The following is a 15,574-nucleotide window of genomic DNA, read 5'->3' on the forward strand; positions in this document are numbered from 1 at the left end:
TTTAGAAAGTGACACTTTAAAAGCAAAAAACTCCTGAATGATACAGGAGTTTCGTTTTTAGTCAAGTTTATTTTTTATGTAATATTTACCATCCAAATCTTCATCAAAATCGTCTATTTTAACGGGTTTTGGTTTTGGCTTATTTGCAGTAGCTTTCTTTTTCCACATTTCAAATTTTTCTGCGGGCATCTTCTTTTTCATGATCTCAAGAACTTCTTTTTCAGCCAGACCAAATTCTTTTTTAATAATTTCAAAAGGATTTTTTTCCTCTAAGGCCAATGTAACAAGTTTTTCTGTTTGTTCCCAGTTCAATTCTTTGCGGTTACTCTTTTTCATCACGTGAAAATTAATTCAAATAAGTTGTTAATGATTAATAAATTCAATTTCTAATTATATTCCAATATTAAGAAAAAAAATAATTACTTCTTATTAAAAGAAGATTTTTTTTACTGTTTTTACTTGTTTTTTGTGGATCGGGGTTTTTGAAATGGTATTTTGAGCAAATTTTTTAGTTGGTTGTGCTCTTCGGGCTTTGTATGGGTATCGATGCCGTAAATGATTTCTTCTTTTGGAAGCGTCATAAATGTACCAAATAGACGATCCCAAACAGAAAATATATTTCCATAATTACTATCAGTATATGGCAACACATGATGATGGTGTACTTTATGCATATCAGGAGAGACAATAAAATAGCTCAAAATAGTGTCTACTTTTTTAGGAAGAGAAATGTTAGCGTGGTTAAATTGTGTTGCAACAACGGATAAAGTTTGATAAAGAAAAATCATCCACATGGGACTTCCTACGATTAAAACACCCAGAGTAGTAAATACAAATCGGATGACACTTTCACCGGGATGATGTCTATTCGCAGTAGTGGTGTCTATCCAAGTATCGGTATGATGAATTAAGTGAAAACGCCATAAAAATTTGGTTTTATGTTCTACTAAATGCACCAAATACGCTCCTATTAAATCCAATAAAAGCAATCCGACAAGAGCATATAGCCAAAGCGGCATTTGCGGAAGCCATTGTAAAATTCCAAAATGAGTTGCAATTGTCCAATCAGCAGCTTTTAATAAAATAAAAGCCAGACAAAAATTGACAACTATAGTCGTGAACGTCAGAAAAATATTGATACTGGCGTGATGCCATTTTTTATAAGTAAAATTAAAAAGCGGAAAAGCATTTTCTATCAACCAAAAAATAGTGATTCCGGCCACAAGAATTAAACTTCTGTGCGAAGATGGAATAGTAGAAAAATAGGCAATAATAGTATTCATGATTTGGGTATTTATTTCAAATCTAATGTTTTTTGCAGAAATTATCTATTTGATTACCCGAAAAGTACCATTTATTCTCGGACCTGCCGGTTTAGTGGTTTTTGGAATCTGATGTTTCCAGAAATGCTGTGTGGTTCCTTTCATTAGTAATAAACTGCCGTGTTCCAGAACGATGCTTTTTTTCTGGTCTTTCTCGGAATTGTGTTTTAATTGAAAGGTGCGTTCGGCACCAAAACTCACAGAGGCAATTACAGGATTTATTCCTAATTCTTTTTCGTTATCGGCGTGCCAGCCGTTACTGTCTTTTCCGTTGCGATACTGATTGAGCAAAACGGTCGTGAAAGTAGTATCGCAAACACTTTCAATTCGGGATTTTATCTTTTGCAAAAGCGAATTCCAAGGATGCGGTTGCATTTTTATATTAGAATAGGAATATGGTTTTCCTTCGTTTCCATATAAAGCTGTCAAACGAGGTTGTGGATGAATTTTGCCAAAAACGCGAATTTCATCTTGTTGCCAAGGAATATCATTTATCAGTTCCGCATAAATGCTATCGGCTTCTTCTTTGTTAAAAAAGGCGGGATAATACACGATTTCGGCATCTGGAAGATGGAGCTGTATCGGTTCTGAAGTGGAGTCAAATAGTGATTTCAATGTCTTAAATATATTGGTAAGCCCAGAAAATTAAAGCCAATTGTAAAGGCATTCGTAGCAGTAAAGCCCATTTTGGCAAACCCATTCTTGCTTTTTTATTGGCATACATGTAAAGATGCGTAGGGAAAATAGCTATTAATAAGGCTATAATTCCCCATGCGCCGTAATTTGAGATTAGAGGAATACAGAGTGTTATTCCCAAAAGTATTTCGGCAAAACCGCTTATGGAATTTAATAATTTTGGATTTGGAAAATACGGAGGTATGATTTTTAGGTAAAGTCTAGGGTTTCTGAAATGATTCAATCCTGCTAAAATATAAATAAAAGCCATTGCATATAGATGCCAAGGTAAATTCATAATGAAATTATTTAGTACGAATTTATAAAAAATAGTGGAATTAATGCTCTTGAATTGATTTGAAAATCAAGTTGTTTTTTTAAAATTCACATTCATGATGACAATGGCCAGAATTATTAAAACAATTCCAAACCATTGAATCGCATTTACTTTTTCGCTTAAAAGAAAATAAGCCATTAGTACTGAAACCGGAAGTTCCAATGCGGACACAATGCTTCCTAATCCAATTCCGGTAAGTGGAAAACCGGCATTAAACAATAATGGCGGGATTACGGTACCAAAAAGGGCCAGTACAATTCCCCATTTCATGAAAATCTCAAAATTGAAAGCGGTAGTTTGTGTTGCGATTGCAAAACCAGCTACGATTATGGCTCCACCAAGGAGCATATACAAACTGCGTTGCGCCGATGAAATGTGAGTTGCTACACGATTAGCGGTAAACATAGTTGTAGTAAAAGATGTTGCAGCTAAAAGGCCTAAAACAATCCCTCGCCAGTCTAGTTCTACTTCGCTTTGAATAAGATTAGTGGCCAGTGCAGTTCCTAATAAAACAATGATCACAGAAACTATTTTTTGAGTAGAAGGGATTTTTTTTTCTAAAATCATTTCAAATAAAACACCCATCCAAACGGTTTGCATCAATAAAACGATAGCTATGGAAACGGGAATATATTTTACTGCCAAATAATAAAAAATACTCGTCATTCCCAGGGAAGTTCCCGCAAGGATTAATTGGGTAATGTTTTTCTTAGATGCTTTTATAACGTTATTTCCTTTTTTAGCTTTTTGAAACAGATTAATCAGCAACATTCCCGTGATTCCATATACAAATTGTGCAATGGTAACTTCCGGTGTGGTAAAGCCTTCGCCGTAGGCTATTTTTACAAAAGTAGCCAGCATTCCATAACTCGTTGCGCCAAGACCTACTAAAAAAACTCCTTTTAATACACTATTCTTTATCATTTATTCCATTTTAAAAAGCGGGTAAAGATAGGGTTTTGCAGTGATTTATGTGTTAGTTAAAACAGTCCTTCCAGCGCTTTGTTTCGTATTCCAATTTGAGAGGAATCGAAATCAAATTTATTTTTCAAAAAAGAGGTATAAACGCTCCTAAAATCAATATCATGTTTTAAATCACCATTGTCTAAATCCGAAAGATTGGAGTTTTTCCCAATGATTTTTCCTTGGTTATTGGCTCCAAAAATAAATTCCAAGGGTAAAAAGTTCGAGTAATTCCCGACTTAAGTTTTCATTGAGTTTGTCTTTCCTGTTATCAACATTGTCGAGATAACGCACCATCGCATTACTTTTAATAATTTCCTTGGTCAGGGTTTTGAAATTGCCAAAAGCATGCTCCCTTAAGATTTGATTGTGCTGAAAAACCCAATAATTCACTTTTACTTTTTGGTAAGTAGAAACAAAATGGTTGTGCCAGAAACAGGTCATTTTTTCGCGAAGCGGAAATTCGTCTTCGGTCATTTTATCAATCCACCAGGCTTTCATTTCAAAGGAAGTTTGCACTTCTTTTTTTTGCATTTCTTTTGCTTCTTCGGGACTTGAGGATTTTAATTTTTTCCGGAGTTCTTTGAATTCATTAAATGATTTTGGACTGTTTTCCAGAAAATCAGGAATTTTTAAATCAAATTTTGTGGCAAAAGATCGTTCCAAGAAATTTTTTAAACCTGTTCTTTTGATGGTTTCCGCTTGTTTAGCTGAATATCCGAGTCGCAATGACCAAAGGGTGTGGTTGTTCATAATCTAAAGTGCTATGACAGTTGGACTTTGAAATTGAAAAAGGGTTTAATGCCTAAAAAAAATGTTTCTAACTGGTTGAATTATTTGTTCGAATTTAATACCAAATACGATCGGGTTTCCGTATTCGTGATCCAAGTTGGTCTACTTAAACACCTTCTTTATTATCCATCAAATCGCTTAAATGCAATCGAAGTGCATCGACTGAAATGTTAATTTCCCAAAACGATAAACCCAATGAAATCAATAAACTAAATAGACTCAATCCAAAAAGATAAACCCCAAATAATTGCTGTTCCAAAAACAATAACAACATGGTAAATACCGACAGAAATAAACTTAATACGCCAGCCATTTGCATGTAGCGAATGAGTGTTAATCGCAAGTTTAGGTTTTTAATTTCCAATAAAATAAGACTATTTTCTTTCTCTTTGTAAACTTTTTTTAGTCCTCTTATGATTGTGGCGATTGTTAGAAACCGATTAGTGTATGCCAATAAAATTAATGAAGTTGCGGAGAAAAGCAGGGCAGGAGTTTCAATAGGTAAGGTCATAATTGGGGTTGTATGTAATGAAAAATCTAAAGTACGCAATTCGATTCTTTTTTTGATAAAAAAAGGATAAGAGTGTTGGGTAGATAGATCACCAGCCAATTTGTATTAACTGAATACGTTTTTTAAAATAATACTGCTTTGAGGTAGGGTAAAGTGCTTTAAAGTTGTCTTACTATTGAATTGAGAAATACAATCGATAGTAACTGTAATTAAAATTTATAATCATGAAAACAATTAAAACGTTATTCGCAATACTTTTTTTGGGAACAATAGCCCCAGTACAGGCACAAGAAGCTCGTGTAGAAAGTGAAACAAGTATAAATAACAATCCGGATAAAATTACTTATTATCAACAAAGGGGTAGTGAAGATGCCAATTATGAGTTAACATTCAAGGCTAAAACTAAAGCTGAAGAAAAAGCCTTTTGGAAAGAGCAAAAAGCTTACGAAAAGGATTTAAAGAAAAAGAATAGAAAAGCGTATCAGGCTTATATTGCCAGCAAGCAAGATGCTTATACAACGCATCATTCTCATTGTGATGCCCATTGTCACCACAGTGATTCCTTTTATGGACACGCAGGATTTTATTATTATGAATATGATCAAAGCAATTATCAAAGAAGACCAAGCAATACTTCTGTAAATACACAAATAGGCGTGCGCGCCCCCAGCGTACGATTAGGCCTTTTTTAATATATTGAAGTTTGCATAAAGCCGTTTTTTCTTGTTTAGAAAAAACGGCTTTATTTATTTTACAGGAGAAGTCGTACTTGTGAAAACGGGTGTGCTGCTCCTAAAACAAAAAAAAGGCTGCCCGATATGGACAGCCTTTAGTATATTAACGATTTGCTGAAATTATTTTATCATCTCAAAACTTCTTTTCACGAAAGCAGTTAATGCTTCTCCTTTTAATAAGTTTTGTGATAATTTAGCTAAGTCTAATGCTTGTTTTACCAAACTTTCCTGAGCTGATTTGTCTTCGGTAGTAAGGATGGTTGTAGCCAAATCGGAATTGGTATTCACAACCAAATTGTACATTTCAGGCATATTTCCCATTCCGAACATCCCGCCACCGCCAGACTGGCTCATTTCTTTCATTCTACGCATGAATTCTGGTTGCGTAATAATAAATGGAGCCGCTTGACTGTCCATTGCTTCCAGTTGTACCGAATAGTTTTGTTTTGGAACTATAGTTTCTAAAACCGTTTTTAAATTCGTTTGCTCTTCTTCAGATAATTTAGAAATAGTAGTTTCTTCTTTCTTGATTAAATTATCAATATGGTCTGAATCGACACGCACGAAAGTCATTCCGCTGTTATCGCCTTCAATTTTTTGAATTAAATGCGAGATAATTGGTGAATCAAGCAATAAAACCTCATATCCTTTTTCTTTTGCAATTTCAATATACGAGTGTTGTGCTTCTTTATTTCCGGCATATAAAACAACCAGTTTTCCGTCCTTGTCAGTTTGATTAGCAGCTAGTTTTTCTTTTAATTCTTCCAAAGTGTAGAATTTATCATCCACTGTAGGGTACAAAACGAAAGCACTTGATTTTTCGTAGAATTTGTCTTCAGAAAGCATTCCGTATTCCAAAACGATTTTAATGTCGTTCCATTTTTTCTCGAAATCTTCGCGATTTTCGTTGAATAACGATTTTAGTTTATCAGCAACTTTACGGGTAATGTAATTCGATATTTTCTTAACGGCAGCGTCAGCTTGTAATCCAGAACGAGATACATTCAATGGAATATCCGGGGAATCAATCACCCCTTTAAGCATGGTCAAAAATTCAGGAACAATTCCTTCAACATTATCCGTTACGTAAACCTGATTTTGGTACAACTGAATTTTATCTTTCTGAATTTGCAAATCAGAACCCATTTTTGGGAAATATAAAATACCGGTTAGATTAAACGGGTAATCCACATTTAAATGAATGTGAAATAACGGTTCTTCAAATTGCATTGGATACAACTCACGGTAGAAATTTTTATAATCTTCATCCGATAACTCAGTTGGTTGTTTAGTCCAGGCTGGATTTGGATTATTGATGATGTTGTCTATTTCAACTGTTTTGAATGGCTCTTCTTTGTCTTCTGGCGCTACTTCTTCACCCTTTTTTTGTTCAATTTTCTCCGTTTTTGTTCCAAATTTAATTGGAATAGGCATGAACTTATTATACTTATTTAATAATTGATTGATTTTAGACTCTTCCAGAAATTCTAAAGAATCTTCAGCAATATGTAAGATGATTTCTGTTCCACGAGTGGTTTTATCAGCAGGCTCTAATGTAAATTCAGGACTTCCATCGCAGGTCCAATGCGCTGCAGGTTCGTCTTTGAAAGATTTAGTGATAATTTCCACTTTTTCGGCAACCATAAATGCTGAATAGAAACCAAGACCAAAATGACCAATAATGCCAGAATCTTTAGCAGAATCTTTGTATTTGTCCAGAAATTCTTCGGCACCAGAAAAAGCTACTTGGTTGATGTATTTTTCTACTTCATCAGCAGTCATCCCCAAACCTTGATCGATAATGTGCAGTTTCTTACCTTCCTTGTCGATTTTTACTTCGATAATTGGATTGCCATATTCTACTTTGGCTTCGCCAATGCTAGTTAAATGTTTTAATTTTAAAGTAGCATCAGTCCCATTTGAAATCAATTCACGCAAGAAAATTTCGTGATCACTGTACAAGAATTTCTTGATAAGGGGGAAGATGTTTTCTACCGAAACATTAATTTTTCCAGTTGTCATATTTTGAATTTTTAAGTTTGAATTTGGAACTATTTACTCAAATAAGATACCAATTAAGAAGGATGTGACAAATTGTCGTAAGTGTTAATTATGATATAAAATAATTTAATTTTGAAACTTATTTATTTTTAATGCTTCGTATCTTTGTAAGAGTATTAATTGTAAATTTTTAAAAGATGAAAAAAATTATTTTATTATGCATATTAGCTGTTTCGATGTTTGCCTGTAAGTCAAAATCAGTAACTGGTACTAATGAAAATACTAAAGCCCAAGTTGCAATGAAAGGAAACTGGATGATCAGTTCGGTAACGTATCCGGGTTCGCAATACATCAAAGTGAATTCTTTTCAAATTGCTGATTCAGAATGTTTTGTTGGAAGTACATGGAAGTTTGTTTCAAATAATAATAAAGGGAATGTAGCTTTGACAAAAGCGGGTTGTACTTCATTTAGCTCACCTATTACTTGGTTTATAAACAAAGACGGGCAATTTGTTTTAAAAGTTTTAGACGCAGGTGTAAAAGCTAAAAAAGTTAGAGAAGGCTATATCCTTATGGTAGCAAATCAAACACCTACTTCTTTTCAATTGATTGATAAAATTGATGTAGGAGGAAAAATAACTGATGTGGTATACCAATTTCAAAAAAACTAATAACATAAAAAGACAGATATGAAAAAGATTTCAATAGTTGCCATAGCAACAATACTAGTTATAGGTTCAATGTTTACAAGCTGCGAAGCATTAAAAAATACAAATAATGCGCAAAAAGGTGCCGGTATAGGAGCCGTAGGTGGAGCCGTTATAGGAGGGATTCTTGGAAACAACCTTGGAAAAGGTGGAAAAGGTGCCCTTGGAGCTGTATTAGGTGGAGTTGTTGGTGGGGTTGCCGGCGGTGTCATTGGTAACAAAATGGATAAACAGGCTAGAGAAATTGATGCTGCCCTTCCGGGAGCAGAAGTGGTACGTGTAGGAGAAGGAATTAAACTGGTTTTAAATGAAAATGCAGTGCGTTTTAATACAAACAAATCTTCTTTGACTGCTGAAGCACAAGCGAATTTGGATAAATTAGTTCCAGTTTTTAAAGAATATCCTGATACAAATATTACAATTTATGGATATACAGATATTACTGGTACACCAAAATATAATTTGAAACTTTCAGGAGAAAGAGCTGCGTCTGTCAGAGATTATTTAGCGAGCAGAGGCGTTTCTTCTACGAGGTTTCAAGTAACTGGTTTAGGAATTGCTGACCCAATTGCATCAAATGAAACAGCTGAAGGCAGAACCCAAAACCGTCGTGTTGAATTTGCTATTACTGCAAATGAGAAAATGATTCAAGAAGCTAAAACGGAAGTGAAGCAATAAGCCAAATTTCTATAAAAGTAAAAGCTGTTTCGTAGGAAACAGCTTTTTTTTTGACTTCATTTTTAAATTAAACATTGTAAATTTGCGCTCTTAAATACAGAACATGCTTGAAATAAAAAACATTTCTTTTACCTACATTGAAAATCCAGTTATTAATAATGTTAGTTTTGAAATTGGTAAAGGACAAAATATTGCTGTAATTGGTGAAAGCGGCTGCGGTAAAAGTACTTTGTTGAAATTAATCTATGGATTATATGATTTGGATGAAGGAGAAATAACCTATAACAATAAACGAATTCTTGGGCCAAAACAGAATCTTATCCCTGGCGAAGACTACATCAAATATTTAGCGCAGGATTTCGATTTGATGCCTTATATATCTGTAGAAGAAAACGTAGGTAAGTTTTTGTCTAATATTTATAAAGACAAAAAGAAAGCCAGAATTCAGGAGCTTTTGGAAATGGTCGAAATGACGGAATTTGTAAAAGTAAAAGCCAAATATCTCAGTGGTGGCCAACAACAAAGGGTGGCGCTGGCCAGAGTTTTGGCATTAGAGCCAGAAATAATTTTGTTGGATGAACCTTTCAGTCAGATTGATTCCTTTCGGAAAAATGCCTTGCGCAGAAATTTATTCAGTTACTTAAAACAAAAGGGGATTACCTGCATTATTGCCACACATGACAGCACGGATGCTTTGTCTTTTTCGGATGAGACGATTGTAGTTAAAAATGGAAACGTTCTAGCAAAAGGAAACTCAAAAGCCTTGTATGAAAATCCCACGAATAAATATGTTGCATCTCTTTTTGGGGAAGTTAATGAATTAAAATTGTCTCAATTAATTGAACTTGATGGAGCCGATGAAGCGCTTTTATTGTATCCACATCAATTAAAAGTGGTCGATAACGGAAGGATGAAGGTAATTGTGAAACAATGTTATTTTAAAGGAAGTCATTATTTGATTAAAGCTGCTTTTGAAAGAAGGGCCATTTTCTTTGAACACGATTCGGAATTAGAATTGAACCAAGAAGTGACTTTGATGCTAGCTTAAGTATCAGATAGCAGTTTTCAGATAAAAGATATAGCGTACAGCAGGAAATAGCTGCTGAAAATTATAATTGCATATTGCCGAAAAAGTAGTAATTTGTGACCTGATATTTAGCATATCGTTAAATTTGTATCCTTTATTTTAATAAAATAACAAAACTATGTACCATTCAAAAATAGCTGGATTAGGATTTTATGTCCCTTCCAATATAGTTACCAATGACGATTTGTCGAAAATTATTGACACGAATGATGAGTGGATTCAGGAGCGTACCGGTATTCAAGAAAGAAGACACATTATAAACGGGGAAGATACTACTACTACGATGGGAGTAAAGGCGGCTGAAATCGCGATTGAGCGTTCTGGTGTTGCAAAAGAAGACATTGATTTTATTGTTTTTGCTACATTGAGTCCTGATTACTATTTTCCAGGTCCGGGGGTTTTGGTACAACGTGATTTAGGTCTTAGAACTATCGGAGCTTTGGATGTAAGAAATCAATGTTCGGGATTTATTTATGCATTGTCCGTTGCAGATCAATACATCAAAACGGGAATGTATAAAAATGTTTTGGTAATTGGTTCTGAGGTGCAGTCGACAGGACTGGATATGACGACTCGAGGCAGAGGTGTTTCGGTGATTTTTGGTGATGGAGCAGGCGCAGCAATTTTGAGCAGGGAAGAAGATTTGACCAAAGGAATTTTGTCCACTCACTTGCATTCAGAAGGGCAACATGCCGAAGAATTAATAGTGAAAGCACCAGGAATGGGAGGGCGATGGGTTACTGATATCTTGGCCGACAATGATTCAGATGATGAAAGTTATTTTCCATATATGAATGGACAATTTGTGTTTAAAAATGCGGTTGTTCGTTTTAGCGAAGTAATAAATGAAGGGTTGCAGGCGAATAATTTGCAGGTTTCGGATATTGACATGTTGATTCCGCATCAGGCAAACTTGAGAATTTCTCAATTTATCCAAAAGAAATTTGGATTGACGGATGATCAAGTATATAATAATATTCAAAAATACGGTAATACAACTGCGGCATCTATCCCTATTGCTTTGACGGAAGCATGGGAACAAGGAAAAATAAAATCAGGAGATACGGTAGTTTTGGCTGCTTTTGGTAGTGGTTTTACTTGGGGAAGTGCTATTATAAAATGGTAGTCAATCATTTTATTTGATTGTAACTATAGTTTTAAATCGAAAAACCCGGAGTTGGCATACTCCGGGTTTTCTTTTGGCAACAAACTATTAAAACGTATCTTATAAAAGTCCACCGCCTCCTTGGGTTTCGTTTTTTTCCCGTGCTTTTCTTTCAATCGCTTTGTTTTTTCCTGCTCCAAAACGGTAATTGAATCCAATATATGCCGATTGACTTTCCCAGTTGAATTGTCCTTCCAGTCTTCTTGGTTTGGTTCCTTCAAAAGCGAAGTACATCGTGTTGAAAACATCGCTGAATCTTGCTGTTATGGTTCCGCTTCCTTTTAGAACCGTATAACTGGTTCCTAGATCCATTTTCCACATAGGTTCTCTTAGCATTTGTATTCCTAAATCACGACCTCTATACAGCCCCGATAATTGAAAGCGTAAGTTTTTAGAAGCCTTGAATGTATTGCTTATACGTGCATTAACTGCTGTTACATCTACTTCAACAAATTCATCAGCGACCACACCTCTTGTTTTTTTACTATATGCATCAAAACTAATGTTAGAGCTCAGCCATTTTGTAAATTGTAAATTTCCAGATATTTCGAAACCAAAAGCATTGTTGTCGTTGAGGTTCGCATAGGATAAAATTATCTTAGATGGATCAGTAGGGTTTTCATAAAGAGTTCGTGTAATTTCATCATTTATTCTTCTGTAAAATACACCGGTTGTTATGGAACCAATTTTTGTTTTTCTGGTATAATTCAATTCATAAGAATTCGTAAATTGTGGAAAAAGTTCTGGATTTCCTTCTGAATCAATTTGTGGGGTACTCCATTCCCGTATTGGATTTACCTGATCAATACTTGGTCTGTCCACACGTCTTGAAAAACTTAAATTAAATGAATTCTTTTCGCTTGGCGTATAATTGATATATCCGGATGGATAAAGGGTAAATAAATCATCCTCGAATGTTTCGTTATTCTCGTTTACCTTTTTAAATAATGCTTTGGCATTGTATTTTTCGAAACGTGTTCCTATTTGGCCACTCCATTTTCCTATTTGTTTGGAAACATTTGCATAAGCAGAATAAATATTTCTTTCATAGGAGAAGTCCGAATTATAAGAATTATTTAAAAGGTAATTGTTTTTTGTGTTTTCGATTCTACTTTCTAATCCCAATTCTAGTTTGGTTGTTTCCGTAAGCGGATTGGTGTAGTCTAAATTGATTAAAGTATTGTTCCCTTTGTTCGTAATATAGTTAATGGCAGGAGTGCTGAAAAAGGCATTTTCGTTGTCATCGTTATTAATATAATTTACCTCAAGTTCAATGTTATGTCCTTCTTTTTTAAAATCCTTTTTATAATCAAAATTATAAGCCTGTGAGTAATTGTTGTTTTTATTATTGAACAATTGCGTAATATCCGTTTTTGATGGATCAAGAAAATCTACAGTAGTTTTAGAATCTCCCTTTCCTCTATATATATTTTGTGTCGTATAAAAGGAGAAAGTATTTTTTTCATTTAAATAAAAGTCAAAACCAACTTTCGCTAAATGAGAAGTGTTATTATTCAAAAAAGTAAATTTCTGAAAATCTTCCTGACCTGGCTCTGTTGTTTTTATAAACCCGTAATTGGATTGTTTACCAGTATTCAAACCATAATTACCATAGATATTTAACTTCCCGGTTCTGTAATTCATGTCTACTGAAGAATTTAATTTTGGTGTTTTTCCAAAGGTTACCCCATTATTTACACTTCCGTTAAAACCAATTTTACTGTTTTTATTCAAAACAATATTGATAATTCCACTCATTCCTTCCGGATTGTATTTAGCAGACGGATTAGTAATTAATTCAATTTGTTTGATAGAAGTCGATGGTATTTGTTGCAATAATTGAGAAGCTTCAATTGTAGTTGGTTTTCCGTCAATTAATATTCGGACATTAGAATTTCCACGAAGACTTATTGCATTTGTCTGCGGGTCAACGCTTACTGATGGTATGTTGTTCATGATTTCTGCCGCAGTGGCCCCAGCTGAAATTAAGTCTTTACCAACATTGATTACTTTTCTATCGATCTTTTGTTCAATTGTAGAGCGTTCACTGACCACTTCAACACCTTTCAATTCAATGGCATCTTCTTCTAACTCGATTGTATTCAAATTGACATTTTTGTCTCCACTTGTTAATGAAATTGTTTTTGAAACCGTTTTATATCCTATAAACTGTATTTCAACCGTATATTTTTTTAAATCCAAGTTTTTGATAAGGAAAGTTCCATTGTCCGAAGTTATTCCTCCCGTAACCACTTTGTTTTCTTCTTTTACAATAATATTCACATAAGGAAGTGGGGCGTTGCTTTTCTTATCGATTACCTTACCTGAAATACTTCCGGAATTTTCCCAAAGTATTGGTTTGAACGAATTTTGCGCTTCTATCGAAAACACGGTTCCGAATAAGCAGAGTAAAATTAATTTGAGCTTCATGATTTTTTTTTTTGATTAAAAATTGATTGATGATGCAAAGGTATTCATTTATTTTAGACGTATGTATTACATAGTACTGTTTTATGAAATTTAACATTTTATTTAAATAAAATGTTACCTAAATAGACTCTTTAATGGGTGAATTGTTACAACCACTTTAGAAAAAATAACTCAACTGTAATTAGTGAATATTCAAGAGGGATGCTGTCACTAGGAAATTATATTGTTTTCCAATTTTCAAATTGAGGCATTATAACTATATTTGCAACCTTTAAATAAATACATAAAATGACATTATCACAAATTCTTACGCCTTCTATTGAAAAAGCGGTTCTAGCTTTATTTGACATTGCTATTGACAAAGTTGAATTTCAAACTACTCGGAAGGAATTTGAAGGTGATATTACCATGGTTATTTTTCCATTATTGAAAGTTATTAAAAGTAATCCAGTAGAATTAGGAAACAAAATTGGTACGTATTTAGTAGAAAACGTAATTGAAGTTAGTCGTTTCAATGTGGTTTCAGGATTTTTGAACATTGTTATTTCTGACGAATATTATTTGAATTTCTTCAAATGGATTAAAGACGATGCCAAGTTTGGTTTTGTTACACCAAATCCTGAAGATAAAGCTGTAATGGTAGAGTATTCTTCACCAAACACGAATAAACCGTTGCATTTAGGTCACGTTCGTAACAATCTATTAGGGTATTCGGTGGCTGAAATTATCAAAGCTTCCGGTAAAAAAGTATATAAAACCCAAATAATAAACGATAGAGGAATTCATATTTGTAAATCAATGTTGGCTTGGCAAAAATTCGGAAACGGACAAACACCAGAATCAACAGGTTTAAAAGGAGATAAATTAGTTGGAAATTTTTATGTAGCTTTTGACAAAGCGTATAAAGAAGAAATTGCCCAATTAATGAGCGCCGGTAAAACGGAAGAAGAAGCCAAAAAACAAGCGCCAATTATTCTGCAAGCACAAGAAATGTTATTGAAATGGGAAGCAGGAGATGAACAGGTAATCACGCTTTGGAAAACCATGAATCAATGGGTTTATGATGGTTTTGCTATTACGTATAAAAATTTGGGCGTTGATTTTGATTGTTATTATTATGAAAGTAATACCTATTTATTAGGAAAAGACGTTGTTCAAATTGGTCTGGAGAAAGGTGTTTTCGAAAAAGATCCTGATGGGTCGGTTTGGATTGATTTGACTGATGAAGGTTTGGACAGAAAAATTGTGCTTCGTTCAGATGGAACCGCCGTTTACATGACACAAGATATTGGAACTGCCATTCAGCGTGTAAAAGATTACCCAGATGTTGGTGGAATGGTTTATACTGTAGGGAACGAACAAGATTATCATTTCAAAGTATTGTTTCTTATCCTGAAAAAATTAGGTTTTGATTGGTCTGAAAACCTTTTCCATTTATCTTACGGAATGGTAGATTTACCTTCAGGCAAAATGAAAAGCCGTGAAGGAACTGTTGTCGATGCAGATGATTTGATGCAGGAAATGACAGATACCGCTCAAAAAATTGCGGAGGATTTAGGGAAATTAGATACCTATTCTGCTGATGAAAAAGCAAAACTATACAACACCATAGGCCTTGGTGCTTTGAAATATTATATTCTAAAAGTAGATCCAAAAAAACGTATCCTTTTTAATCCGGAAGAATCCGTAGATTTTGCAGGAAATACAGGACCATTTATTCAATATACTTATGCCCGAATTCAATCTATTATTCGCAAGGCTAATTTTGATTATGCCATTTCGAGTACAGTCGCGGAACTTCATGAAAAAGAGAAAGAATTACTGAAACAATTGGAATTATTTCCTGAAGTAATTCAAAATGCGGCACACAATCATAGTCCGGCTTTACTGGCAAATTTCACGTATGATTTAGTGCGTGAATACAATTCATTCTATCAGGCTGTCCCTATTCTTGGAGAAGAAAATTTAGAGAAGAAAATTTTCAGAGTTCAATTATCTAAAAAAGTAGCAGATACCATCGCAGCATCTTTCCGTTTGTTTGGAATTAATGTTCCGGAAAGAATGTAACAAAATAAAAATAATAGAAATATAAAACGGCTTCAAATTGAGGTCGTTTTTTTTTGTTAAAATAAATTGGATACAGCTCTTGTCAATTATCCCATTATCTGATTG

At 34.1% G+C, this 15,574-nt stretch carries 16 protein-coding genes; 6 read left to right on the top strand and 10 right to left on the bottom strand.

Annotated features, from left to right (window positions below; translation table 11 throughout):
• Positions 1-57: 57 nt before the first annotated feature.
• From ACM55G_RS06115 to ACM55G_RS06150, 8 genes are all read right to left on the bottom strand, one after another.
• Positions 58-336 (bottom strand): DUF2805 domain-containing protein, encoded by a 279-nt coding sequence (locus ACM55G_RS06115; protein ID WP_035670363.1) that lies wholly within the window; start codon positions 334-336, stop codon positions 58-60.
• Between the two features lie 119 nt (positions 337-455).
• On the bottom strand, positions 456-1,283 hold the full coding sequence (locus ACM55G_RS06120; RefSeq protein WP_416843013.1) for a sterol desaturase family protein: 828 nt from the start codon (positions 1,281-1,283) through the stop codon (positions 456-458).
• Between the two features lie 45 nt (positions 1,284-1,328).
• Positions 1,329-1,937, bottom strand: coding sequence for an alpha-ketoglutarate-dependent dioxygenase AlkB family protein (locus tag ACM55G_RS06125; RefSeq protein ID WP_416843014.1), 609 nt, complete (start codon positions 1,935-1,937; stop codon positions 1,329-1,331).
• A 4-nt stretch (positions 1,938-1,941) separates the two neighbouring features.
• Positions 1,942-2,295, bottom strand: a complete 354-nt coding sequence (locus ACM55G_RS06130; protein ID WP_416843015.1) for a DoxX family protein — start codon at positions 2,293-2,295, stop codon at positions 1,942-1,944.
• A gap of 66 nt (positions 2,296-2,361) precedes the next feature.
• Positions 2,362-3,258 (bottom strand): EamA family transporter, encoded by an 897-nt coding sequence (locus ACM55G_RS06135; protein ID WP_416843016.1) that lies wholly within the window; start codon positions 3,256-3,258, stop codon positions 2,362-2,364.
• Positions 3,259-3,314: 56 nt separating this feature from the next.
• Positions 3,315-3,509 carry a hypothetical protein gene (locus ACM55G_RS06140; RefSeq protein ID WP_416843017.1) on the bottom strand — a complete coding sequence of 65 codons (195 nt, stop codon included), beginning with the start codon at positions 3,507-3,509 and terminating at the stop codon, positions 3,315-3,317.
• Complete coding sequence (locus ACM55G_RS06145; RefSeq protein WP_416843018.1) at positions 3,484-4,050, bottom strand: DUF1800 family protein; 567 nt, start codon at positions 4,048-4,050, stop codon at positions 3,484-3,486. Before ACM55G_RS06145 ends, ACM55G_RS06140 begins: the two co-directional genes overlap by 26 nt.
• Before the next feature lie 145 nt (positions 4,051-4,195).
• Positions 4,196-4,600 (bottom strand): DUF2721 domain-containing protein, encoded by a 405-nt coding sequence (locus tag ACM55G_RS06150; RefSeq protein ID WP_416843198.1) that lies wholly within the window; start codon positions 4,598-4,600, stop codon positions 4,196-4,198.
• Between the two features lie 224 nt (positions 4,601-4,824).
• Here ACM55G_RS06150 and ACM55G_RS06155 point away from each other — a divergent pair, with 224 nt between their 5' ends.
• Positions 4,825-5,292, top strand: a complete 468-nt coding sequence (locus tag ACM55G_RS06155) for a hypothetical protein (RefSeq protein WP_416843019.1) — start codon at positions 4,825-4,827, stop codon at positions 5,290-5,292.
• A gap of 162 nt (positions 5,293-5,454) precedes the next feature.
• Here ACM55G_RS06155 and htpG read toward each other — a convergent pair whose 3' ends face one another.
• Positions 5,455-7,356, bottom strand: coding sequence for a molecular chaperone HtpG (gene htpG / locus ACM55G_RS06160; RefSeq protein ID WP_416843020.1), 1,902 nt, complete (start codon positions 7,354-7,356; stop codon positions 5,455-5,457).
• A 176-nt stretch (positions 7,357-7,532) separates the two neighbouring features.
• Here htpG and ACM55G_RS06165 point away from each other — a divergent pair, with 176 nt between their 5' ends.
• The 4 genes from ACM55G_RS06165 (at position 7,533) to ACM55G_RS06180 (ending at position 10,933) form a co-directional block, all read left to right on the top strand.
• Positions 7,533-8,006, top strand: a complete 474-nt coding sequence (locus ACM55G_RS06165; protein ID WP_416843021.1) for a lipocalin family protein — start codon at positions 7,533-7,535, stop codon at positions 8,004-8,006.
• A gap of 18 nt (positions 8,007-8,024) precedes the next feature.
• Entirely contained in the window at positions 8,025-8,720 is a 696-nt protein-coding gene (locus ACM55G_RS06170) for a YiaD family glycine zipper/OmpA-like lipoprotein (RefSeq protein WP_416843022.1), read from the top strand.
• Positions 8,721-8,823: 103 nt separating this feature from the next.
• Entirely contained in the window at positions 8,824-9,768 is a 945-nt protein-coding gene (locus ACM55G_RS06175; protein ID WP_416843023.1) for an ABC transporter ATP-binding protein, read from the top strand.
• A gap of 157 nt (positions 9,769-9,925) precedes the next feature.
• Positions 9,926-10,933, top strand: coding sequence for a 3-oxoacyl-ACP synthase III family protein (locus tag ACM55G_RS06180; RefSeq protein WP_416843024.1), 1,008 nt, complete (start codon positions 9,926-9,928; stop codon positions 10,931-10,933).
• A gap of 99 nt (positions 10,934-11,032) precedes the next feature.
• Here ACM55G_RS06180 and ACM55G_RS06185 read toward each other — a convergent pair whose 3' ends face one another.
• Positions 11,033-13,402 (bottom strand): TonB-dependent receptor, encoded by a 2,370-nt coding sequence (locus tag ACM55G_RS06185; RefSeq protein WP_416843025.1) that lies wholly within the window; start codon positions 13,400-13,402, stop codon positions 11,033-11,035.
• 288 nt (positions 13,403-13,690) lie between these two features.
• Between ACM55G_RS06185 and argS the strand changes: the two genes are divergently transcribed.
• Positions 13,691-15,469, top strand: coding sequence for an arginine--tRNA ligase (gene argS / locus ACM55G_RS06190; protein WP_416843026.1), 1,779 nt, complete (start codon positions 13,691-13,693; stop codon positions 15,467-15,469).
• Positions 15,470-15,574 lie beyond the last annotated feature (105 nt).

This window comes from Flavobacterium algoriphilum (assembly GCF_048158655.1).
Classification (GTDB): Bacteria; Bacteroidota; Bacteroidia; order Flavobacteriales; family Flavobacteriaceae; genus Flavobacterium; species Flavobacterium algoriphilum.

Excerpts from the sequence above, each read along its gene's own strand:
- ACM55G_RS06150 (WP_416843198.1), bottom strand. The coding sequence starts at position 4,600 with ATGACCTTACCTATTGAAACTCCTGCCCTGCTTTTCTCCGCAACTTCA.
- ACM55G_RS06115 (WP_035670363.1), bottom strand. The coding sequence starts at position 336 with ATGAAAAAGAGTAACCGCAAAGAATTGAACTGGGAACAAACAGAAAAA.
- ACM55G_RS06165 (WP_416843021.1), top strand. The coding sequence starts at position 7,533 with ATGAAAAAAATTATTTTATTATGCATATTAGCTGTTTCGATGTTTGCC.
- ACM55G_RS06135 (WP_416843016.1), bottom strand. The coding sequence starts at position 3,258 with ATGATAAAGAATAGTGTATTAAAAGGAGTTTTTTTAGTAGGTCTTGGC.
- ACM55G_RS06185 (WP_416843025.1), bottom strand. The coding sequence starts at position 13,402 with ATGAAGCTCAAATTAATTTTACTCTGCTTATTCGGAACCGTGTTTTCG.
- ACM55G_RS06120 (WP_416843013.1), bottom strand. The coding sequence starts at position 1,283 with ATGAATACTATTATTGCCTATTTTTCTACTATTCCATCTTCGCACAGA.
- ACM55G_RS06170 (WP_416843022.1), top strand. The coding sequence starts at position 8,025 with ATGAAAAAGATTTCAATAGTTGCCATAGCAACAATACTAGTTATAGGT.
- htpG (WP_416843020.1), bottom strand. The coding sequence starts at position 7,356 with ATGACAACTGGAAAAATTAATGTTTCGGTAGAAAACATCTTCCCCCTT.
- ACM55G_RS06155 (WP_416843019.1), top strand. The coding sequence starts at position 4,825 with ATGAAAACAATTAAAACGTTATTCGCAATACTTTTTTTGGGAACAATA.
- ACM55G_RS06145 (WP_416843018.1), bottom strand. The coding sequence starts at position 4,050 with ATGAACAACCACACCCTTTGGTCATTGCGACTCGGATATTCAGCTAAA.
- ACM55G_RS06175 (WP_416843023.1), top strand. The coding sequence starts at position 8,824 with ATGCTTGAAATAAAAAACATTTCTTTTACCTACATTGAAAATCCAGTT.
- ACM55G_RS06130 (WP_416843015.1), bottom strand. The coding sequence starts at position 2,295 with ATGAATTTACCTTGGCATCTATATGCAATGGCTTTTATTTATATTTTA.
- ACM55G_RS06180 (WP_416843024.1), top strand. The coding sequence starts at position 9,926 with ATGTACCATTCAAAAATAGCTGGATTAGGATTTTATGTCCCTTCCAAT.
- argS (WP_416843026.1), top strand. The coding sequence starts at position 13,691 with ATGACATTATCACAAATTCTTACGCCTTCTATTGAAAAAGCGGTTCTA.